Here is a 22,496-nt window from a genome sequence, read left to right as displayed (position 1 = left end):
CTCTATCTGCATAATTCAAATGTTTATATTTAGCTTTTTTATTATTTTCTAAATTTATGTTATTATTAGTCATGGGTATACAGTTCCTTTCAATGAATTTAGTCGTTTATGATTGTACTATATATCCACTTTTTTTCAACTTATATTTTGGACACTTACTATTTTAATTTAGGAAAATTAAATATATTTCAATATAACTTTATTTTTATATGTATTTATGGTAAAATATAAAATAAAATACTTTTATGGAGAGGTTAAAATGTCAGATAGAAGATTAAAAAGAAATTTCTCAATTATTGCACATATAGATCATGGAAAATCAACTATTGCAGATAGATTGCTTGAAATGACAGGAACTGTAAGTCAAAGAGAAATGAAAGAACAATTATTAGATAGTATGGATCTTGAGAGAGAAAAGGGGATTACAATAAAGGCACAAGCTGTTACATTAAATTATAATGCAAAAGATGGAAATGTTTATGAACTAAACTTAATCGATACCCCTGGACACGTTGACTTTATTTATGAAGTTTCTAGATCACTTGCTGCTTGTGATGGTGCATTATTAGTTGTAGATGCTGCACAAGGTATTGAAGCACAAACATTAGCAAACGTTTATTTAGCATTAGAGAATGATTTAGAAATATTACCTGTAATAAATAAAATAGATTTACCATCTGCTGACCCAGATAAAGTTATGTTAGAAATTGAGGACGTAATAGGGTTACCTACAGATAATTCAGTTTTAGTTTCTGGAAAAACAGGATTTGGAATTGATGATTTATTAGAAGGAATTGTTGCACATATTCCTGAGCCACAAGGTGATGCAACTAAACCATTAAAAGCTTTAATATTTGATTCACATTATGATGATTTTAGAGGAGTAATTACATATATTAGAGTATTAGATGGTAGTATAAAAAAAGGTGAAAAAATTAAAATTATGTCAACAGGTAAGGAATTTGAAGTTTTAGAAGTTGGAGTATTTTCACCTAAAATGAAAGAAAGAGAAGAATTAGATGCAGGGTCAGTTGGATATATAATTACTGGTATTAAGTCAATTAAAGATACACAAGTTGGAGATACAATAACTACAGTTAAAAATCCAACAGAATTTGCATTAGATGGATATAGACCTGCACAAAGTATGGTTTTTGCAGGAGTTTATCCAATATCAACAGATGATTACGAAGATTTAAGAGAAGCTTTAGAAAAATTACAACTTAATGATGCTTCTTTAACATATGAACCAGAAACTTCATTAGCATTAGGATTTGGATTCCGTTGTGGTTTCTTAGGATTATTACACATGGAAATAATTGTTGAAAGATTAAGAAGAGAATTTGGTATTGATTTAATATCAACTGCACCTTCAGTTGAGTATCATGTTACAGTTGAAGGTACAAATAATATGCTGGTGATTGATAACCCTGCTGAATTTCCAGAAGGTAGAAAACATATTGAAGAACCATATATTAAAGGGACAATAATTGCACCTAAAGATTATGTAGGAAATGTTATGGAATTATGCCAAGAAAAACGTGGTACTTTTGTTAACATGAGTTTCTTAGATGAAAATAGATCTATGATAGTGTACGATTTACCACTTGCTGAAATAGTTATTGATTTTTATGATAAATTAAAATCAAGAACAAAAGGTTATGCTTCATTTGAGTATGAGATGATAGGATTTAGAGAATCAAACCTTGTTAAGATAGATATATTAGTAAGTGGACAAGCTGTAGATGCATTCTCGTTTATAGCCCATAGCGATAATGCATATTATAGAGGAAGATCTATAGTTGAAAAATTAAAAGAAGTAATTCCTAGACAACAATTTGAAATACCTTTACAAGCTGCATTAGGAACTAAAGTTATTGCAAGAGAAACTGTTAAAGCTTTAAGAAAAAATGTATTAGCTAAATGTTATGGTGGAGATATTACTCGTAAGAAAAAATTATTAGAAAAACAAAAAGAAGGTAAAAAACGTATGAAGGCAATTGGAAACGTTGAAATACCTCAAGAAGCATTCTTATCAGTGCTTAAACTAAATGATTAAGGGTGAACTTTATGATAAAAAAAGTTATTTTTTTTGATGTAGAAACTAATGGAGTTACTCCTTTAAATTCTGTTTTATCAATTTCAGCAATGAAAGTTACTTTTGATACAGAAAGTAATAAAATGATAAAATTAGATGAATTTGATAGATTTTACTTTAGAAATGAAGGTGAACAACCAAATCTAGATGCCTTAAAAGTAAATGGTTTATATGATGAAGAAATAGAGAGAAGAAGAGCAATGTCTTCTATAGAATATCCAAAAACTTTTAAAGAGGATATTGATAATTTTTATATCTTTTGTGATAATGCAGAACATTTTGTAGCTCACAATATTAGATTTGATAGACAATTTATACCTTTTAATTTAAAATATCAATTTGATACTATGATAGAGAATATAGAGATTGTTAAGGTTCCAAACTTAACTGGATTTTCAAAATATAAATGGCCAAAGTTAATGGAATGTGCAAATTATTATAATATACCTTTAGATGAAAATGAATTACATAACAGTATGTATGATGTATTAATTATGGGAAGAGTGATGTTTAAAATGCTTAAAGATCCCGTTGCAAAATTGAAAGTAAGGAGATTTTTAGTTGATAATATTTCAACTAAATTTAAATAATATGGAATTTAATACATTTATTTATTTAGCTAATTTATTAGGTATAATTTCATTTGCATTGTCAGGTGTATTTAAAGGTATAAAACATGATCATGATCTATTTGGTGTGAGCTTACTTGCAATAATAACGTCAGTTGGTGGTGGTATAATGAGAGATGTTATGTTAAATAAAATACCAAATGCTTTAGTAAATCCTCAAGATATTTATATTGCATTAGCTACTGCTTTATTTGCATATCTCCCTTATTTATTATTTAAACCTAAATTTGATGAAAGTATTGTTGAAAGAGCGAGAACATTGGTATTAATATTTGATGCAGTTGGTTTATCATTATTTATTTCTATAGGTGCAAATATAGCTTTACATAATAATCTAAATACTATGGGTATTGTTATCATGGCTACAATCACATCTGTTGGCGGGGGAGTATTAAGAGATATTTTGGCTAATGAAACACCATTTATTTTAAAAGAAGATATATATGCAATATTGTGTGTAATAGCAGGATTTTTCTATAAAATTATGATAGTAGATTTAAAAATTACAGAAATTCAAACAACTACAATTATATTTTTTGTAGTATTAATAATTAGATTGTTTGTAATAAAAAATAAACTTAATTTACCAAAATAAAAAGTGGCTGTTCCGAAATAAACAGCTCTAAATAACCAAAAAAGCCAGCAAAAAACTGGCTTTTTTTGATGCTAAAAATACGCGTAAACATTGATAAAATCAACTTTTTAACCTAAATAATTACAAACTTTTTGAATTTGATGTAAATTTTCCTGTAAGTCTTCTTAACGAGCTAGCTAAGGAACTAGTTTTTAAAAATAAATCGAAAGTAAAGACTTACAAAAAAGGTAGAAAACCTAAAAATTCATTAGATGTTATGTTTAAAATAATTCTTTTATATGCTTTTTATTCTGAATTAGAATTAAGAAAGATAGTAAGAAATTGCAATGAAAATATTAACTTCATATATCTTCTTAACGGTGAAGAAGCACCTAAATTAAGAAGATTACAAAATTTTATTGAGAGATATAAAGAAGATATCATAGATTTACTTTATCAATTTGTATCAATATTAATATAAATGAAAATGAAGTATTTATTGATGGAACAAAGATAGAAGCTTTTTCGTTTGGAAGGGGAGCATAAAATATTTTCAAAAAAATAATAAAATAAAATTAGAGAGAATCCTTTTAGACTATCTTGCATTAAAAGGTTCGGAGTTAAATTTAGCTGAAATAGTTTCAGAAGAAGAAGTAAAATCTCTTAGAAATGATTAGAAGAGGTTATGAAAAAAGAGAAAGAATATCAAAATCACTTAGAGATATTAGGGGATAGAAATAGTTATTCTAAAACAGATAAAGAAGCTGTATTTATGGAACATATTAAATCAAATGGATATAATTTTAAAAATGTTGTTGCTGATGCAGGTTATGAAAGTTATGAAAATTTGAAACATTTAGAAGATAAAGGATATACTGCATATATAAAGCCAAAAAAACATGAAGTTGGAGTAAAATACATAATTACTAGAGAATATAAATATAGAGGTTTACTTAGAAGTGTATTTACTTCACAAAATGAAGAAAATAAATAGAGATAATATTAAGTGAATTAGGAGGTCAGTATAGATTGAATAGATCAATTCAAGTAGAAAGACCTTTTGGAGATATTAAAGAAAACTTTGATTATGATAGATTTAGAAGAAAAGGTTTAGAAAGAACTAAGCTAGAATTTGCAATGTATGCTTTAGGGTTTAATTTAAGAAAATATATAAATGATATTAGAAAAAATAGAGAAAATATAAATTTATATAAACTTAAAGAAGTAATTGCATAATCTTGAATTTAACTTTTTTGATATGAGGGTACAACCCTCAATTTAGTGTTGTATAAAAATATGAATTTTAATAAGAAAATGTATTATTTCAAAAAAAATTGGAGAATTCTAAAAAATTCTAGAATTCTCCGTTATTTTTTGAGCTATTTCGGAACAGCCCCGAATCACCTTTTTTTATAATGTGAATAATAATTCTGTATATGTTGGTATAGTCCAATATTCTGCAGGAATTACTGATTCTAAATAATCTATAACTTTTCTTATTTTACTTTCTAATAAGATAGCCTCATTACTTAAAAGTTTAGCTTTATCTTCTAAATCTATTTCATGTATTTGTTTTAATAATTGAGATAATTCTTTTTTATAATGTAATAAGTAATTTGCATAAGTCTTAACTTCTGTTTGTTCTTCTTCAAATATTATTGTAGGTATATATTTATATGCAAAATTTAAAATATATTTATCAATCATATATATTAATGTATTACATTCAGTTAGTCTATTATCTACATATCTATTTAAGAATGCTAAGTATCTTGAATGGCATTCTACTTCATTTAAAATATTATTTGACTCAAACATATTTACAATGTCTTTATCTAAATAATATTGTAATGCTTGATAAGTATTTGATATATTTTTTAATCCTCTTGAAGCAGCTTCTTTATGCCATGAAGCACTATATCCATCTCCATTAAATATTATTATACTATGTTTTTTATATGAATCACTTATAATTGTATTAATTGTTTTCTCAATATTTTTTGAAGTTTCTAATTTATCTGAGTATTCATTTAATACAGTTGAAATTATTGCATTAATAACCATAGAAGTATTAGCTGGAGAAGAAGTAGAACCAGGCATTCTAAATTCAAATTTATTTCCAGTGAATGCAAATGGAGAAGTTCTATTTCTATCATCAAAATCTTGATTGATATTTATCATAGTAACTTTCTTTTTAATTTTTTTATCTTTTTCAGCATAAACTATTTTATTATCAACAAGATTCAATTTTGCTTCTTTAAATTTTTCTGTTAAGTGAGAACCTAAAAATACAGATATTATACTTGGTGGAGCTTCATGACCACCTAGTCTATAGTCGTTAGAACAACTTGCAATCACAGTCCTTAAAATAGGGTAATATCTATCTACAGCTTCAACCATTGCAGATAAGAAAATCATAAATGTTGGAGATTTAGGATCAAATAAATTTACTCCAGTATCAGTAGCTAAACTCCAGTTATTATGTTTACCAGAACCATTTACATATGAAAACGGTTTTTCATGTAATAAAGCAACAAAACCATGTTTCAATGCTAATTTTTCTAATGTTTCCATTACAATATGATTTTGATCAGCTGCTAAATTTGCAATATCAAAAATAGATGCAATCTCAAATTGATTTGGTGCAACCTCATTATGTCTAGTTTTTGCAGATACACCAACTTTCCATAATTCATAATCTAAATTTGCCATAAAGTTTATGACTTTATCTTTTATTTTTCCATAATAATGATAAGAACTTTCTTGATTTTTTGGGGTTTTTGATCCAAATAAAGTACGTCCTGTAAACATTATATCTTTTCTCTTATCAAAGTGTTCTTTTTTAATTAAAAAATATTCTTGTTCAACACCTAGAGTAGGTATTACATTTTTTACTTCAGTATATCCTAGTAAATTTAATAATCTAGTAGCTGCTTTATTAACAGCATTCATCGATCTTAATAAAGGTAACTTTTTATCTAATGCTTCACCATTATATGAAATAAATGATGTAGGAATATATAATGTGGCACCAACTTCATTTTCTTTTATAAACGGAGGAGAATTTGTATCCCATACAGTATAACCTCTTGCTTCAAATGTTGATCTTAAACCACCATTTGGAAAAGATGATGCATCAGATTCCCCTTTAATTAGATTAGAACCAGAAAATCTATAAAGAAAATCTTTATCTCCGTTTGGTTCAATAAACGAATCGTGTTTTTCAGCTGTTAACTCTGTTAAAGGCTGAAACCAGTGACAGAAGTGTGTTGCATTTCTTTTAGTTGCCCAATCTTTTATAGCTGTTGCTATCAAATCAGCATTTTCTTTACTTAATTCAATTTCACCTTTTTGTACCTTTTTAAATTCTTCATAAACTTTTTTTGGTACACGTTTTTTCAAATTAGTTTCAGTGAATGCATTTTCACCAAAAATTTTCATAATGTTTTCCATTTATTCCCAAACCTTTCTTACTAGTTTTTTAGATTATATCATTATACAAAAAAATTGACAATAAAAAAACTGCTAAAAATAGCAGTTTATTCAAAAGGCGAAATAGCCCATTTAAATGTTTTTTTATAAAACCCACTTGCAATTGTTGAAATTGTAACTTTCTTTTGAGCAGAAGATGCATGAATAAATTCATTATTTCCAATATAAATACCAACGTGATTAATATTATTACCACTACCAGATGTATTAAAAAATAATAAATCTCCAACTCTTAGATCTTCAACTTTTTTCTTTTGTGCATATGTAGCCATATCTTTTGAAACACGAGGTAATCTTATAGAGGTATTTTTTGAAAATACATAATTAACAAATCCAGAGCAATCAAATTTATTGGGACCTACTGAACCCCAAGAATATGGCCTATCTAAATTTGTTTTAGCAAATTCTATAATTTTATCTCTTAACACTATTTCTTCTTCATGTGATATTTCAATATTATGTTCAGATATAACAATAAGTTCATTTAAAATTTTATTTAACCTTTCATCAGTTTCATTTTGAGAAAATAATACAAATGAAAGTAAAGATAAAAATATAAAAAACTTTTTCATATTCTACCACCTCATAAAAATTATAACTTATAAATTGTGATAAGTCAATTACATGAAATAAAAAAATAATTTACATTACTTATTGATATATTTTATGATATAATATTAAAAAAGAGAAAGGAGTTTGACCATTGGTCAAAATATAAATATGTTTTTAAAAAATAGTGATAATGTTGGTAGATTAGAAGTAATATGTGGAAGTATGTTTTCGGGAAAAAGTGAAGAGTTAATAAGAAGATTGAGAAGAGAATCATTTACAAAACAAAACGTTTTAATATTTAAACATGCAATTGATAAAAGATATGGTGAAAATGGTATTTTTTCACACAGTCAAGACAGTATTGGAGCATACCCGGTAAGTAATGTTTTAGAAATGGAAGACATAATCTCAAAACATCCAGATGTTGAAGTTATAGGTGTAGATGAAGTACAATTTTTTGGTAAAGATATAGTTGAATTTTGTAATAAATATGTTAATCTTGGTAAAAGAGTTGTGGTAGCAGGATTAGACTTGGACTTTAAAGCAGAACCATTTCATCCAATGCCTGAATTATTAACATACGCAGATTCTATTATAAAGTTAAAAGCTATATGTATGGTTTGTGGTAAAGAAGCCTATGCCAGCCAAAGACTTATCAATGGTGAGCCAGCATTTAGAGATGACCCAATTGTAATGGTGGGTGCTAGTGAAAATTATGAAGCAAGATGTAGAAGACACCATATTGTTAAAGATAGAGGAGATCAAAGAGCAAAAATTTATTTCTTATTTGGTACAGATATTAATGCTGGTAAAGAGGAAGTTGAAAAATATATACAAACTAAAAATCCAAATTCTAAAACTAAAACAATTAGTATATTCAAAAATGATGAAACAGTCATTGATTTAAGAAATGCTATTGAAGAAGCTTCACATGAATGTGACATTTTATTTATTAGAATTGTAAAAAGTCCTTTAATACCAATTGAAGGGGAATATAGTATTATAGATTTAATGTCTGAATATAGAAAAATTTCTTCTGTAATTTTAATTTCAAGAAATAGACGTGGAATGATTAATGAAGTTTTAATTTCTCATGAAACAATTAGAAAAGCAGATTTAAATCTTGAAGATATATACTTTACACCATCTGATAACCCAGAAAAAGAAGAAAATATACAAAATATAGAAAATATTATTAATACAAAAGCAATAATTATTAAGGGAGGAAATTAATATGAAAAAAATGATATTTATACTTACAGCTTTAACAACTTTAAATTCTTTTTCATATACAAGACTTTCATCTGATGAATTTTTAAGTGGATTATTTACAAGTAAAGCAACAAAAGAAATAATGAAAGACACTTTTGATTATGAGAATGATTTAGCAGTTGTTTCAGATAGATTAATTACAATTGAAGATGCAAAATTAGATGCAATTGAAGGTTTAACAAATTCAATTTATGAGCTTTCTTTTAGTACTTTAAAAAATTTATTTGAAAACACTAAACTTACTGGTCAAAATTTTGATTATGAAACAATGAAACTTATGGCAGATGATATTTCAAAAGAGATAATTGAGCTAAAAAAATATTCATTTGCAAAAACGGTAGAATTACAAAATACTGGAAAATACTTAACTTTAGCTAAAATTTCTAGAGAAGAAGTAGAAAAAATAACAAAAGAACATTTTAGAAAAAGATTATTCAATGTTATTCAAAGATTAAATGATTATTATCATGAATTAGGAAAATAGTTTATGAAAACGAATAATAAAGATATTATTCGTGAATTTTTTAAATCTAAAACTAGATTTTTAGCAATTTTTATTATTAATTTACTTGGTATATCAACTTTTATTGGTTTAAATGTATTAAGTAAAGATATGCATAAAACTATTGATAACTTATATTCAATGTATAATGTTGCAGATATTAAGGTTAGTTCAAATATTGCTTTAGATCAAAGAGATTTAGATATTTTAAATAATTTAGAATATATATCTGATATTGAATATGGATACAATGAAGAAATATATATAAATAATAGTAAAGATATAATTAATGTTAAAAATATACCTAAAAAAATTTCAACATTAAAATTAATTGATGGAAAATTTCCTGATAAAATTAATGAAATAATTATTGAAAGTACTTACAAAAATAAATACAGAATTAATGATAATATTAAATTAGAAAATGATAAAATTTTTAATGTTGTTGGTTATTATGAAAATGTTGAAGATAGACTTGAAAATTCTAAAAATATTGCATTTAAGGGCTATAGTGTTGTTAAAATTAATGCATATACGATTTTAGAATATTTCCAGAATAAAGAATATACATTTGCAAATATAAAATTAAATATTAATGAACCTACATATTCAGAAGAGTATGATAAATTTGTATTTGATAAAAAAATAGATATTCAAAATAAAATTTATGAAAATTCTTCATCAAAATTAAGTAACTTTCTAGATGAGAAATACAATGAAATTAATGATGGAAAAAATAAAATTATTGATGCAAAAAATGAAATTGATAAAAATGCTAATAAGATTTCAGATGCAAAAAATAAAATTTTTAATGCTGAAAAAGAATTAAATTCAAAAATAAATGAATTTGAAGGAGCTTTTGAGAAATTTCAGATTAATGAAAATAAAATAAATAAAAATAAAACTGAATTAATTGAAAAGTATTACGAATTAAAAGAAAATAAAGTTAAAATAGAAGAAGGATTAAAAGAATTAGAAACAAATAAAACTAAAATTCTTGATGGATTACAAGAAATAGAAAATGGGATTTTATTAATAAATGAAAATAAGATTAATATTGATAAATCTAAAGAGGAAGTCCTTAAAAATAAAGAATATGTGGATAATTTAAAGCCTAATTTATTTGTTTCTAATACTAAAATTGAAGAGGGGAAAAAACAAATTTCTAATGCTTTGATGGAAATAGAGCAAGGAGAAATTAAATTAGAGAAGGAAAAAATAAATTTATTAAATAAAAAATATGAATTAAATGAAAATTTAAAATTTATTTTAAATAAAATCAAAGAATTGGAAGAAAATAATTCCAAAATTGATGATGGATTAATTCAAGTTGAAAATGGTATCGATAAATTAGATGATGGAACTCAATTATTAATAAATGAAAAAAATAAATATAATTTAGACTATCAAAAAAATCTAAATGATATTAATCAAGGGAAGAAAAAAATAGAAAAAAATAAGAAAGAGATTAATATAGCTGAAGAAAAATTTGAAAATGAAAGAAATAAAGCAAATTTTGAAATAAATAAATCTTTAAATGAAATAGAAGTAAATGAACGTAAACTAGATAATTTAAAAGTTTTATATTTTGTCAATTCAAGAATTGATAATCCTAGTTATTCCTCATTTATTGAAAGTGTTGACAGTCTTAATATAATTTCAAAGCTTTTTCCTATAATATTTTATTTAATTGTTATTCTTGTTTCTACAACTACAATGACAAGAATGGTTGATGAACAAAGAAACTCTATAGGTACATATTTATTTTTAGGGTACAGTAAATGGGAAATTTCTAAAAAATATTATTATTATGCATTAATTCCGACAATTTTAGGGATAACATTAGGTATTTATTTTGGATTATTTTCTATGCCAAAATTTATTTATACTGCATTTAGAGCGGGTTCTATTTCTGCATACAATGATCTTCAAATAATTATAGATTTTAAGATTATCATTATAAGTATAATTTCATCAATTTTATCAACTATAATTTCTGTTTATTTAGCACTAAAGAATGATTTTAATATTGAAATTTCTGATTTATTAAAACCAAAAGTTCCTAAATATGGTACAAAAATTTTATTAGAAAATATAAAGTTCATATGGGAGAAATTGATGTTTTCAAATAAAATTACTTTAAGAAATATTTTTAGATATAAGGGTAAAATGATAATGAATATACTTGGTGTATCAGGATGTACAGCATTAATATTTTTAGGTTTTGCTATTAGAAATTCATTTTCGGAAATTTCTGAAATTCAGTATAATAAGATTAGAAATTTTCATGCTGAGGTTAATTTAAAACAACATTTAAATGAAAATGAAATAGACACAATATCTAAGGTACTTAAAGATAATTTTACAACATTAAGTTTACAAAGTATTGATGCTAAATTTATTGTAAATGATCGTGAAAATAATATAAAAATGTATATAATAGATGATATTAATATTTCTAATTTTATTTATTTAACCAATGATATTACTGATGATGGAGTTGTTATTTCAAAAAGAACTTTAACATTATTAAATAAAGGAATAGGTGATGAAATTATAGTTACAGATTATATTGGAAATAATTATAATCTAAAAGTTAAAAATATTACTGAAAATTATCAAGGAAATTATATATATATGTCTAGAAATTATTATGAAAATAGTTTAAATAAAGAATACAAAATAAATAACATTATTATAAAGGATACAAATAAAAATTTAGATTCTGTTTTAGATTATGAAGAAGTACAATCAATTTCACTTAACAAGACATATAAAGAAATTTTTGATAAAATCAGTGAAAGTTTAAACTTTATTGTTGTTTTTATAACATTACTTTCTGCAGTGCTTTCTATTGTGGTTACATATAGTTTACTCGAAATAAATGTAAATGAAAGACAAAGAGAATTAGCGACAATAAAAGTTATTGGATTTTACGCAAAAGAAGTTTCGTTATATATCTATAAAGAAATATTTATACTTACAGTTGTTGGAATAATATTTGGTTTAATTTTTGGTAGAGGTTTACATAAAATTATTTTAGTTTCAATGGAAAAAACTAATACAGTTTTTGTTGAATCTACTGGAATTTCACCATATATATTTGCTATTATTCTTACATTATTCTTTTCAATAATTTCAATGTTATTAGTACATAGAAAACTTAAAAATATAGATATGATAGAAGCATTAAAAATGGAATAAATACAAATGCCACAAATGTGGCATTTTTATTTGAAAAAATGGCAAAAATATGATAAAATATTAGAGAATAGGAGGATGATATTCATGAAAAGATTTTTATTAATAATTCTAACAATTTTTGGTATCACATCTTTTGCAAATTATAATGATGGTAAATATGAGGTTTCCCATAAAAAAGATGGATATACATTAACAATGAGAATTATTGTAAAGAACTCAAAAATTCTTTCTGTTGACTTTGATAAAATTGATGAAAAGGGAGTTAAATTATCAACTAAAGATAGCGAATTTAGAGAAAAAAAGGATATTGTAAAAAAATATATAGTAGAAAATCAAAGTTTTGAGAATTTACCAGATATATACGATAAGAATTCTAACAAGGAATTTCAAACTTTAATAGAATATTTAATTGAAAAAAGTAAGTCATCAAAGCCAGGAATTTTTGAGATTAAAAATTAGGGGATGTATTTATTGCATCCCTTTTACATAAAGGAAAATAAATGAGACTAGATAAATTTTTAGCTAATAGTGGAATAGGGACACGTAAAGAAGTAAAAGACATAATTAAATTTAAAAGAATAAAAGTTAACGATATAGTTGCAAAAACAACAGATATGAGAATTGATGAAATAAATGATCTTATTAAATTTGATGATAAAATAATTTCATATACAAAATTTAGATATGTCATGTTAAATAAACCAAAAGGATTTATTAGTGCAACTGAAGATACTAAACAGAAAACAGTTTTAGATTTAATTACAGATTTTAAAACATATAAATTATTTCCAGTTGGAAGACTTGATATTGATACTGAAGGATTATTACTTTTAACGAATGATGGTAATCTAGCGCATAATTTATTATCACCTAAGAAACATGTAGATAAAAAATATTATGTAGAATTACTTAAACCTATTTCAAAATCTGAAATAGAAAATATTGAGCAAGGTATTGATATTGGAGAAGATATAATAACTAAACCTTCAAAAATAGATGTGATTGATGATATGAAAGTTTATATTACAATTACAGAAGGAAAATTCCATCAAGTAAAACGTATGTTTAAAGCAGTAAATAATGAAGTAATTTATCTTAAAAGGGTATCTATGGGTTCTTTAAAATTAGATGAAACTTTAAGACTAGGGGAATACCGTGAATTAACAGATGAAGAACTGAGAGGTTTATTATGAAAAAAATAGCTTACGTAGGCAATAAAACTAATTTTGAAATATATCAAATAATTCATAATAGAATTAAAGAAGTAAAAAATTTAAACTCTGAAATATATCATGTAGAAAACATTATACAAAAATATCAAGAATATATTGATGAATTTGATGCAGTTTTTTTTGAAGATAATTTAAATCCTAATAGTAAATATGATTTTTTCTATAAAAATGATGAAATATTAGTAAAGGAGTCTTTAAAGAAAATTGCTTTTACAGAACTTTTAAAATATTCAAATTTTAAAGTGGATAAATCTAATGTTTTGATTTTAGAGACAAATGAATATTTTAAAACAATTTATGAAGTATTAAAAGAAAATAATGCTGAAAGAATACATATAGCTTCAATAAAACAAAATAATAATATAAAGCTAGATAAGGGTGATTATTTTAAAAATTTTTTAGATATTGAAAGATTATCAAATTTAGACTTAATAATAAATTTAACAGATGTTGGAAGTATTTATTGTATAGAAGAAAGTCCTTTAAAAAAAGACACTAGCATTACTGCAAAATATGCGTTAGATCTAGTAAAGATTCCTTTTGAGAGTACATTTTTAAAGCAATTTAAATTTAAAAATTCAAACTTAATTATGGCAATAGATTTATGCATTATTGAAATGCTACAACTATTACTTATTCTTTTTGGAAGAAAAGATATTTATTATATTGAAATAATAAAACAACTACATGTATTTGTAGACAGAAAAATTAATCCAAGAATAAAAACTGATGTTGAAGAAATAAATACTTCAAAAGAATTTTTAAAACTATTGAAAGGAAATATGAAATAATGGAAGATTTAAATATAGAATATGATAAATTACACAATTTTGCTAGATTATTTAACATAGAATATGAAACATATAAAAATGCTGTAGATGCATATAACAAGGATCTTAGAGCAGCGATATTAGAATATATAGGTTTTGATGATACAGAAGGTGAGATTCAAAATTACGAAACATTCTTTTATTATTTTGCAGCTGAGCATACTAATGCATATTTTCATAATTATAAATCAAAAAATTATACTAAAGGTATGAAAAGATTAGTTTCTGAATATTTAGATAAGTTAACTAATATTGATTTTGATGATTTCGAAAAAAAAGAAGATGAATATGAAGACATTCTTATAAACATTTTAATATCTGAAATTAACTACAACTTAAGAAAAGAAAAAAAATCAATTGTTGGTTTTTCAGTTGGATTAGATAATATTTTCTATTTATTATTAGATAATGATAAAGTAAAAGAAATGAAACAAATTGGATCTAAATTTTTAGTTGTAATTGATCTTGAATATCTAGAAAATCAGTTTGGTGTTATTTATAGATTGAAAGAAACAATTCCTGCTTTGCAAGAATATCTAAAAGAAGGTGACTATATTATGGAGCCAGAAGAAAATAAAGGAAGTTATATTACTTTATTTGATAAAGCAGTGAAAAAGAATCTTGCAATTAATTATCTAACAGATGATCAAAAGAAAGTATTAAAGGTTGTGTTATAATGTCTATAAAATTATGTATATTTGACATGGATGGTTTAATTTTTGATACTGAAAAAGAATATATAAATCAAGCAATTATTTTTGTTGAAAAACATAATATTAATATTACAGAAGAACAAATGCACAGCGTTATAGGGACAAGTAATGAGAGTTGTGTAAAATTTTATAAATCTCATTTTCCAAATTTAGATTTTCATTTTATTTTTAAATGTATAGAAGAAGAAATAATGAGATTAAGTGATTTAAAAAAAATAGGGGTTAAAAAAGGTGTTAGAGAGTTATTAAATTATTTAGTAAAAGAAAACATTGCAATAGCTCTTGCATCATCATCACCTAGACATAAAATATTAAAGTTACTTAAAAATGAGAATTTAGATGACTATTTTGAATATATTATATCTGGTGAAGAAGTAAAAGAAAGTAAACCTAATCCAGAAATATTTACTAAAGTTATTAATCATTTTAAATACGATCCAAAAGAATGTATTATTCTTGAAGATTCTTATAATGGTATTAGAGCTGCGGCTGCAGCAAAAGCTAATCCTATAATGATTCCTGATTTATTAATGCCAACAGATGAAACAAATGAATTATGTTTTAAAACGCTTAATAATTTGGTTGAAGTTATAGGTGTGATAGAGGAGATTAAAAATGGAGAACATAACATTATATAGAAAATATAGACCTCAAAATTTTTCTCAATTATATGGACAAGAACATATAGTAAGAGCAATAAAAAATAGTTTAGACAATGATAAATTATCGCATGCATATTTATTTAATGGACCTCGTGGAGTTGGAAAAACTACAATTGCAAGACTTATAGCAAAAGGAGCTAATTGTTTAAATGGCATTACTTCAACACCATGTGATAATTGTGAAAATTGTCAGGAAATTACTAAAGGTATTGCTGTAGATATAATAGAAATAGATGCTGCATCTAATAGAGGTATTGATGAAATTCGTGATTTAAAGGAAAGTACTGGTTATTTACCTGTTAAATGTAGAAAAAAAGTATATATTATCGATGAAGTTCATATGTTAACAAAAGAAGCATTTAATGCACTTCTTAAAATATTAGAAGAACCACCAAAACATATTATTTTTATATTAGCTACAACAGAAATAGAAAAAATACCAGATACTGTCAAATCTCGTTGTCAAAGATATGATTTTAAAACAATTAGTGAAAAAGATATAATTGAAATGTTAACACAAGTCGCTCAAAAAGAAAATATTAATATTGATACAGAAAGTTTAGAACTTATTTATTCTAAATCAGAAGGTTCAGCAAGAGATTCATTTTCTATTTTTGAACAAGTAGCTTCAAATTATTACAATGAAGATAAAATAACTGTTGAATTAACAGAAAAAGCACTTGGTGTAGTCTCAAAAATATTTCATCAAAATTTCACAAAATTATTATTAAATAATAAAAAGGAAGAGCTAATAATATTTATTGATAAATTATGGTTTGAAGGAATTCAAATTGATCAATTTTTAAGAGACTTTTGTAAATATTTAAAAATACAAGATATTGAATTGGATAAAAAAATAAATATTATATCAAACATACTTGAAATTTTAGTAAAATATAAGAATGAAGAAGATAAAAGATTGCTTGCATATATAATAATAAACAAAATTTTATCTACATCTAGACAAACAATAACACAAATACCACAAACACAGAATATAAGTATTGAGTTTTCTCAAGAAAAATGGGATATATTTATTAAATATTTAAATGAATTAGGTAGACAAAGATATTATAATTTAGTCAAAGATACTAAGATTTCAGCACAAAATAATAATATTACTATATTAAATGATAAATCAAGTTATTATTTTCGTTATTTAAACAATGAAAAAACTATTGAATTTTTAGAAACTGAATTAGAAAATAGATTTGGATTTAAATACAATGTTTTAATTGGTGGATCAGTTGAAAATGATGGAGAATTTGATGAAGAGATAAAAAATAAGATTATTTCAATATTTAATGCAATTGAAAAATAAGGAGAAGAATATGAAAGTAAAAGTAATTTTAAAAGAAAATATTAAAGGTGTAGGAAAAAAAGATGAAATAATAGAAGTAAAAGACGGATATGCAAATAACTTTTTATTTGCACAAAATAAAGCGGTACCAGCTACACCTGAAAATATAAATAAATTAGAGAGTCAAAAAAATAGAATTTCTAAAAACATTGAAAAAGAAATAAAACATGCTAATGAAGTAAAAGAAATTCTAGAAAAAAATACTATTACTTTAAAAGTAAAAGTAGGAAAAGATGGTAAAGTTTTTGGTTCTTTAGGTGCTAAAGAAATAGAAGAGGCAGTAAAAGAACAATTAAAAGTGGAAATTGATAAAAAGAAAATGGGTAATGATGCTAGATTAAAATCTATAGGTTTACATAACGTTGAAGTAAAACTTTATGCTGAAATAAAAGCTATTTTAAAAGTAAATGTAATAAGTCTATAATAGGAGATACCTTATGGAAAAAAATGATAATGTATTACATAACATACACTTTGAAAAATCAATATTAGGGGCAATTTTAGTAGACCCTAATCTATTAAGTGAAATTACCCCTTTATTGAAATCAAGTGATTTTTATTCAAATACTAACAAACTTGTATATGAAGCTATGTTAAAACATATTGACGATAAAGATAACTTAGATTTAGATGTACATGTTGTAAGTGAAATATTAAAATCCCAAAACAATTTAGAAAAGGTTGGTGGACTAGAATATCTTTCTAACTTAGTAGAAACATCATATTCATCTGCTAATGCACTAATATATTTAGATACAATACTTGAGTATTCTAAAAAAAGACGACTATCTGGTCTAGCAAGAAATATTAACGAACAATTATTTAATAATAATGATGTTAAAAATATACTTGAAAACTCACAACTTGAATTAAGTAAATTATATAATGATTCTACAAGTAATGGTGTAATCAATATTGAAGAATTAACTCATAAAGAGTTCGAAAGAATTAAAGAATTAAAAGATAACCCAAAACAAGAAACAAGAGTAAAAACTAAATATAAAAGATATGATGAAATTACTAATGGGCTACATCCAAGTAATTTATTAATATTAGCTGCAAGACCTTCAGTAGGAAAAACAACTTTATCTTTAAATATTGGATTAAATGTGGCTGAAAGCGGTAAAAAAGTTTTAATTTTCAGTTTAGAAATGGGTGAAGAGGAATTACTAAAGAAATTAATTGCAATGGCAGGAAACATTGAACTTGAAAAAATTAAAAAATTTGATTTTATTAGTGATCCTGAAACAATGCAAGAATATACACAAGCATTAGACAAATTAAGTAAACTTAAAATATTAATTGATGCAGGTGCTACGCCTACAATTTCAAATATTAAAAATACTTGTAGAAATGTTCAAAGAGAAGGTGAAGATATAGGGTTGATTATAATTGATTATCTACAATTAATTCAAGGAAGTTCAAGAGTCGGAAGTAGAGAACAAGAAATTTCTGAAATTTCTAGAGGTTTAAAATTATTAGCTAAGGAATTAAATGTACCTATACTAGCTTTATCTCAATTATCAAGAAAAGTTGATTCTCGTGAAGATAAAAGACCTATTTTATCTGATTTAAGAGAATCTGGATCAATTGAACAAGATGCCGATCAAGTTTTATTTATATTTAACCCAGAATATCATGAAGCAAGAAAAACAAATATTGCAGATATTAAAACTGAGCTTTTCCCAATTGAATTATTATTAGCTAAGCACAGAAATGGTCAAACTGGAAGTATGCTTTTATTATTTGATAAAGCAAGACAAAGATTTCTAAACCCAACTGGGAAATATGAACACAACTATTATAATAAACAACAAAGTGATGATTAAGGAGGAAAAATGATAAAAAAAGCAGAGCTACTTGCCCCTGCTGGTAACATGGAAAAATTAAAAGCTGCATTCCATTTTGGAGCTGATGCAGTATATATAGGTGGTAGAGGATTTAATCTAAGAGGAATGAGTGCAAACTTTACGGATAAGCAGTTAACTGAAGCTGTAAAATATGCTCATTCACTTGGAAAGAAGGTATATGTAACTTTAAATATTTTTGCACATAATCAAGAAGTAAACTATATACCAAAATTTATTAAATTTTTAGAAAAGGCAAATGTTGATGCTGTTATAGTTGGAGATTTAGGAATAATACAACAAGTTAGAGAACATGCACCAAACCTTGAAATACATGTAAGTACACAAGCTAATGCAACAAACTGGATGACAGTAAAAGCTTATAGAGATATGGGCGCTTCAAGAGTTATTTTAGCAAGAGAAATGTCTTTACATGAAATAAAACAAATAAAAGAGAAAGTACCTGATATAGAACTTGAAGTATTTATACATGGTGCTATGTGTATGGCTGTATCTGGTCGTTGCTTATTAAGTAATTACTTCACATCAAGAGATGCAAACAGAGGAATTTGTGCTCAAGATTGTAGATGGAATTACAAAGTTGTAGCAGAAGGACACGAAGAAACTGGAGCACATGATATAGTTGAAGATGAAGGTGGAACATTTATCTTTAATGCAAAAGATTTATGTACAATTGAATTTATAGATAAAATATTAGAAGCTGGGGTAGATTCATTAAAAATAGAAGGAAGAATGAAATCTATATATTATAATTCAACAGTTACTAAACAATATAGAGAAGCAATTGATGCATATTATACTGGAAATTATGTATATGACCCTAAATGGTTATATGAATTACAAACAATAAGCCATAGATTATATTCATCAGGATTCTTCTTTGGTTCAACAAGTGAATTTGATCAAAATTATAATACAAGCTCATCATATTCACAAACATATCAATTAGTTGCTAATGTATTAGAAAAAGTTGATACGGATAAATATAAGGTACAAATTAGAAATAGAATTATTGCACCAGAAGTTGAACTTGAATTAGTAAGACCTCATCAAGATCCAATTAAATTTAGGGTAAATAACTTCTATAATACAAAAACAGAGGAGTATGAAGAAATTGTACATCCGAATACAATCGCAATAATAGAAACAGAAATTGAAATGGGAGAATTAGATTTAATTAGAGTAAAACTTCCTGAAGGTGTTTCAGATTCTGATATGGATATTTCTGAAACAGATCAATCAAATACAGGTTTTACTCCTAAACAATGCTCTTGTGGAAAAAATAAATAAACAGGAAGGATAATTTATCATGAAAGAAAAGATTTTAATCATAGAAGATGATGTTAAGATTGCAAGAATTATCGAAGTAGAATTAAAATTTGAAGGATTTGATGTGCAAATCCAAAATGATGGAAAAGAAGGATTATTAGCTGCAAAATACAATCATTTTGATTTAATATTACTAGATGTAATGTTACCTAAAATGAATGGTTTTGAAATTTGTAAGAGAATTAGAGAAGACTCAGATGTACCAATAATTTTCTTAACAGCTAAAGATCAAATAACTGACAAAGTAATTTCTTTTGATTATGGAGCTGATGATTATATAACAAAACCATTTTCAAATGAAGAACTAATTGCTAGAATAAAAGCATTATTAAGACGTTCTAAAAAGAAAAACGAGAAGAAAGAAGACTTTGTATTTGAAGATTTAAGAATTTCTTATACCGCACACGAAGTTTACAGAGGTGGAGAATTAATACAACTTTCTAAAAAAGAATTTGATTTATTAGACTACTTAGTCTTAAATAAAGGTATTGTTTTAGGAAGAGATAACATTCTTGAAGAAGTTTGGGGATTTGATCAAATTGGAAATAATAATATTTTAGATTTATATATTAAATATTTAAGAGATAAAATTGATAAACCTTATCCAAGAAAATTTATTCAAACTAAAAGAGGGATAGGATTTGTATTCAAATAATGAGTTTAAAAAACTATATGGTATAAAGAATAGAATTACAATAACATTTAGTTTTGTTTTTATATTTATAACTATATTTTCAACTGTAATTTTATTTTTTATTTTAAATGGACAAAATACTAATGTTCTAATTTCACAATACTCAAATAAGGTTAATGAAATTAATGCTTATTTTTCACGTATTGAGGATTATACTAATAAATATAACGAAAAAAAATTAAAACTTAAATTTGAACCTGAAATAAATGGTCAAAGTATAGTTTATACAAAACCTTTCAATCCAGGGGAAGAAGATTTTAGATATGTTTTACATATAGTTGCAAAAAATAATCTTGATGTAGTTGCTTTAAACACGTCAGGATTTACAATTACAAATGAAAATTTGAATAAAACATTTAATAATATTAACTCTAATATACTTATTCCAAAAACAATAGTTTTAAATAATGGTTCCAATGAATCTTCAACTTTTTCTGTAGTTAAATTAACAAAAGATATTAAAGGTGCTATATTTGATGTATATATTTTAAAAAATATAGATCAACACGTTAAAACTATAAATACACTTAAAATACTATTTTTATTTAGTGCATTTTTAGGTTTAATATTAATATTTTTAACTTCTAGAGAAATAAGTAATAGAATTCTAAAACCAATAAAAAATATAATAAAAACTTCTAAGGAAATTTCAAGTGGAGATTTATCACGTAGAATTCCAAATTTTGAAGTAAAAGATGAATTATTTGATTTAACAAATATAATAAACGAGATGTTAGATAAAATTAATCTAACTTTTGATAAACAATCTAGATTTATTTCTGATGTATCTCATGAATTAAGAACACCTATCTCAATAATTAAGGGATATGCTGAACTAATTAATAGAAGATACATAAAGTCATTAACTGATGAGGAAAAAGAATTACCTAAAAATGAATTATTAATAGAATCTACAGATTCAATAGTAAAAGAAAGTGAAAATATGACAAAATTAATTACATCTTTATTATTCTTATCACGTGGAGATGAAAATAATATAAAGATGTTAAATAAAGTAAACGTAAATTCATCTAAAATATTAAATCAAATTGAAACAGATTATAAACTAGTTAGTCTAAATAAAAAAGTTTTAATCGAAGAAGATGAAACATTTGAATTTATCAGTGATGAAAACTTACTTTTACAATCTCTTAGAATAATTATTGAAAATGGACTTAAATATTCTCCAGAAAAATCTAATGTCTATATTTCTAGTAAATATGATAAAGTTACTAATACTGGTAAATTTATTGTAAGAGATGAAGGATATGGAATAGAAAAAGAAGAAGTAGATAAAATTTTTGATAGATTTTATAGAGTAGATGAATCACGTAATAAAGAAACTGGTGGTTATGGTCTTGGATTATCAATATTTAAGAGAATATTAGAAATACAAAATCAGAAATTTGAAATTGAATCAGAAATAAACATTGGTACAAAGATTACAATTATAATTAATAATATAAATAATTAGGCAATATTTTT

The 22,496-nt window shown here is 24.6% G+C and carries 21 protein-coding genes and 1 pseudogene; 20 read left to right on the top strand and 2 right to left on the bottom strand.

What is annotated here, in order from left to right; all coding sequences use genetic code 11:
* Nucleotides 1–259 precede the first annotated feature (259 nt).
* The 6 genes and pseudogenes from lepA to GM111_RS03725 all read left to right on the top strand — a co-directional run bounded on the left by lepA (nucleotide 260) and on the right by GM111_RS03725 (nucleotide 4,537).
* The gene (lepA, locus tag GM111_RS03750; RefSeq protein ID WP_156299536.1) at nucleotides 260–2,059 is read left to right on the top strand and encodes a translation elongation factor 4; all 1,800 of its coding nucleotides are present in this window, start codon (nucleotides 260–262) and stop codon (nucleotides 2,057–2,059) included.
* A gap of 11 nt (nucleotides 2,060–2,070) precedes the next feature.
* On the top strand, nucleotides 2,071–2,688 hold the full coding sequence (locus tag GM111_RS03745; RefSeq protein WP_156299535.1) for a 3'-5' exonuclease: 618 nt from the start codon (nucleotides 2,071–2,073) through the stop codon (nucleotides 2,686–2,688).
* On the top strand, nucleotides 2,660–3,322 hold the full coding sequence (locus GM111_RS03740) for a trimeric intracellular cation channel family protein (protein WP_156299534.1): 663 nt from the start codon (nucleotides 2,660–2,662) through the stop codon (nucleotides 3,320–3,322). Before GM111_RS03745 ends, GM111_RS03740 begins: the two co-directional genes overlap by 29 nt.
* A gap of 247 nt (nucleotides 3,323–3,569) precedes the next feature.
* Nucleotides 3,570–3,782 (top strand): annotated as a pseudogene (locus GM111_RS03735) (transposase); the annotation flags it as partial.
* Between the two features lie 204 nt (nucleotides 3,783–3,986).
* Nucleotides 3,987–4,295: a transposase gene (locus tag GM111_RS03730; protein WP_156299532.1), complete on the top strand. Its 309-nt coding sequence runs from the start codon at nucleotides 3,987–3,989 to the stop codon at nucleotides 4,293–4,295.
* A complete protein-coding gene (locus tag GM111_RS03725) occupies nucleotides 4,292–4,537 on the top strand; it encodes a transposase (protein WP_156299531.1) in 246 nt (81 codons plus the stop codon). The genes GM111_RS03730 and GM111_RS03725 overlap by 4 nt, the downstream gene beginning before the upstream one ends.
* Before the next feature lie 174 nt (nucleotides 4,538–4,711).
* Here the strand turns inward: GM111_RS03725 and GM111_RS03720 are convergent, their stop codons facing one another.
* A complete protein-coding gene (locus GM111_RS03720) occupies nucleotides 4,712–6,754 on the bottom strand; it encodes a glutamine synthetase III (RefSeq protein ID WP_156299530.1) in 2,043 nt (680 codons plus the stop codon).
* Nucleotides 6,755–6,840: 86 nt separating this feature from the next.
* Entirely contained in the window at nucleotides 6,841–7,365 is a 525-nt protein-coding gene (locus tag GM111_RS03715; RefSeq protein WP_156299529.1) for a C40 family peptidase, read from the bottom strand.
* Nucleotides 7,366–7,513: 148 nt separating this feature from the next.
* On the opposite strand from GM111_RS03715, the gene GM111_RS08490 reads away from it, so the two are divergent.
* From GM111_RS08490 to GM111_RS03645, 14 genes are all read left to right on the top strand, one after another.
* Complete coding sequence (locus GM111_RS08490) at nucleotides 7,514–8,578, top strand: thymidine kinase (RefSeq protein ID WP_156299540.1); 1,065 nt, start codon at nucleotides 7,514–7,516, stop codon at nucleotides 8,576–8,578.
* 1 nt (nucleotide 8,579) lies between these two features.
* Nucleotides 8,580–9,101 (top strand): hypothetical protein, encoded by a 522-nt coding sequence (locus GM111_RS03705; RefSeq protein ID WP_156299528.1) that lies wholly within the window; start codon nucleotides 8,580–8,582, stop codon nucleotides 9,099–9,101.
* A 3-nt stretch (nucleotides 9,102–9,104) separates the two neighbouring features.
* Entirely contained in the window at nucleotides 9,105–12,323 is a 3,219-nt protein-coding gene (locus tag GM111_RS03700) for an FtsX-like permease family protein (protein ID WP_156299527.1), read from the top strand.
* An 84-nt stretch (nucleotides 12,324–12,407) separates the two neighbouring features.
* A complete protein-coding gene (locus GM111_RS03695; protein WP_156299526.1) occupies nucleotides 12,408–12,782 on the top strand; it encodes a hypothetical protein in 375 nt (124 codons plus the stop codon).
* Nucleotides 12,783–12,823: 41 nt separating this feature from the next.
* The gene (locus GM111_RS03690; protein ID WP_156299525.1) at nucleotides 12,824–13,516 is read left to right on the top strand and encodes a pseudouridine synthase; all 693 of its coding nucleotides are present in this window, start codon (nucleotides 12,824–12,826) and stop codon (nucleotides 13,514–13,516) included.
* The gene (locus GM111_RS03685) at nucleotides 13,513–14,346 is read left to right on the top strand and encodes a Rossmann-fold NAD(P)-binding domain-containing protein (protein WP_156299524.1); all 834 of its coding nucleotides are present in this window, start codon (nucleotides 13,513–13,515) and stop codon (nucleotides 14,344–14,346) included. Before GM111_RS03690 ends, GM111_RS03685 begins: the two co-directional genes overlap by 4 nt.
* Nucleotides 14,346–15,062, top strand: a complete 717-nt coding sequence (locus tag GM111_RS03680; RefSeq protein WP_156299523.1) for a hypothetical protein — start codon at nucleotides 14,346–14,348, stop codon at nucleotides 15,060–15,062. Before GM111_RS03685 ends, GM111_RS03680 begins: the two co-directional genes overlap by 1 nt.
* Nucleotides 15,062–15,736 (top strand): HAD family hydrolase, encoded by a 675-nt coding sequence (locus GM111_RS03675; protein ID WP_156299522.1) that lies wholly within the window; start codon nucleotides 15,062–15,064, stop codon nucleotides 15,734–15,736. Before GM111_RS03680 ends, GM111_RS03675 begins: the two co-directional genes overlap by 1 nt.
* A complete protein-coding gene (gene dnaX, locus GM111_RS03670; RefSeq protein ID WP_156299521.1) occupies nucleotides 15,714–17,081 on the top strand; it encodes a DNA polymerase III subunit gamma/tau in 1,368 nt (455 codons plus the stop codon). Before GM111_RS03675 ends, dnaX begins: the two co-directional genes overlap by 23 nt.
* Nucleotides 17,082–17,091: 10 nt before the next feature.
* Nucleotides 17,092–17,544: a 50S ribosomal protein L9 gene (gene rplI, locus GM111_RS03665; protein WP_156299520.1), complete on the top strand. Its 453-nt coding sequence runs from the start codon at nucleotides 17,092–17,094 to the stop codon at nucleotides 17,542–17,544.
* 13 nt (nucleotides 17,545–17,557) lie between these two features.
* Nucleotides 17,558–18,949 carry a replicative DNA helicase gene (gene dnaB / locus GM111_RS03660; RefSeq protein WP_156299519.1) on the top strand — a complete coding sequence of 464 codons (1,392 nt, stop codon included), beginning with the start codon at nucleotides 17,558–17,560 and terminating at the stop codon, nucleotides 18,947–18,949.
* A 9-nt stretch (nucleotides 18,950–18,958) separates the two neighbouring features.
* Nucleotides 18,959–20,278: a peptidase U32 family protein gene (locus GM111_RS03655; protein WP_156299518.1), complete on the top strand. Its 1,320-nt coding sequence runs from the start codon at nucleotides 18,959–18,961 to the stop codon at nucleotides 20,276–20,278.
* Nucleotides 20,279–20,297: 19 nt separating this feature from the next.
* Nucleotides 20,298–20,972, top strand: a complete 675-nt coding sequence (locus GM111_RS03650; RefSeq protein ID WP_156299517.1) for a response regulator transcription factor — start codon at nucleotides 20,298–20,300, stop codon at nucleotides 20,970–20,972.
* Nucleotides 20,959–22,485: a sensor histidine kinase gene (locus tag GM111_RS03645; protein WP_156299516.1), complete on the top strand. Its 1,527-nt coding sequence runs from the start codon at nucleotides 20,959–20,961 to the stop codon at nucleotides 22,483–22,485. Before GM111_RS03650 ends, GM111_RS03645 begins: the two co-directional genes overlap by 14 nt.
* Nucleotides 22,486–22,496 lie beyond the last annotated feature (11 nt).

Origin of the sequence: Streptobacillus canis (genome assembly GCF_009733925.1) — a bacterium.
Classification (GTDB): Bacteria; Fusobacteriota; Fusobacteriia; order Fusobacteriales; family Leptotrichiaceae; genus Streptobacillus; species Streptobacillus canis.
The sequence above is the reverse complement of the archived record's forward strand: the minus strand, read 5'-3'. Positions and strand labels throughout refer to the sequence as shown.

Bases quoted from the DNA above. Each gene is read 5' to 3' on its own strand.
- dnaX (WP_156299521.1), top strand. From the start codon at position 15,714: ATGGAGAACATAACATTATATAGAAAATATAGACCTCAAAATTTTTCT.
- dnaB (WP_156299519.1), top strand. From the start codon at position 17,558: ATGGAAAAAAATGATAATGTATTACATAACATACACTTTGAAAAATCA.
- GM111_RS03695 (WP_156299526.1), top strand. From the start codon at position 12,408: ATGAAAAGATTTTTATTAATAATTCTAACAATTTTTGGTATCACATCT.
- GM111_RS03690 (WP_156299525.1), top strand. From the start codon at position 12,824: ATGAGACTAGATAAATTTTTAGCTAATAGTGGAATAGGGACACGTAAA.
- GM111_RS03680 (WP_156299523.1), top strand. From the start codon at position 14,346: ATGGAAGATTTAAATATAGAATATGATAAATTACACAATTTTGCTAGA.
- rplI (WP_156299520.1), top strand. From the start codon at position 17,092: ATGAAAGTAAAAGTAATTTTAAAAGAAAATATTAAAGGTGTAGGAAAA.
- GM111_RS03745 (WP_156299535.1), top strand. From the start codon at position 2,071: ATGATAAAAAAAGTTATTTTTTTTGATGTAGAAACTAATGGAGTTACT.
- GM111_RS03675 (WP_156299522.1), top strand. From the start codon at position 15,062: ATGTCTATAAAATTATGTATATTTGACATGGATGGTTTAATTTTTGAT.
- GM111_RS03730 (WP_156299532.1), top strand. From the start codon at position 3,987: ATGAAAAAAGAGAAAGAATATCAAAATCACTTAGAGATATTAGGGGAT.
- GM111_RS03700 (WP_156299527.1), top strand. From the start codon at position 9,105: ATGAAAACGAATAATAAAGATATTATTCGTGAATTTTTTAAATCTAAA.
- GM111_RS03720 (WP_156299530.1), bottom strand. From the start codon at position 6,754: ATGGAAAACATTATGAAAATTTTTGGTGAAAATGCATTCACTGAAACT.
- GM111_RS03705 (WP_156299528.1), top strand. From the start codon at position 8,580: ATGAAAAAAATGATATTTATACTTACAGCTTTAACAACTTTAAATTCT.
- GM111_RS03650 (WP_156299517.1), top strand. From the start codon at position 20,298: ATGAAAGAAAAGATTTTAATCATAGAAGATGATGTTAAGATTGCAAGA.
- GM111_RS03655 (WP_156299518.1), top strand. From the start codon at position 18,959: ATGATAAAAAAAGCAGAGCTACTTGCCCCTGCTGGTAACATGGAAAAA.
- GM111_RS08490 (WP_156299540.1), top strand. From the start codon at position 7,514: ATGTTTTTAAAAAATAGTGATAATGTTGGTAGATTAGAAGTAATATGT.
- lepA (WP_156299536.1), top strand. From the start codon at position 260: ATGTCAGATAGAAGATTAAAAAGAAATTTCTCAATTATTGCACATATA.
- GM111_RS03685 (WP_156299524.1), top strand. From the start codon at position 13,513: ATGAAAAAAATAGCTTACGTAGGCAATAAAACTAATTTTGAAATATAT.
- GM111_RS03715 (WP_156299529.1), bottom strand. From the start codon at position 7,365: ATGAAAAAGTTTTTTATATTTTTATCTTTACTTTCATTTGTATTATTT.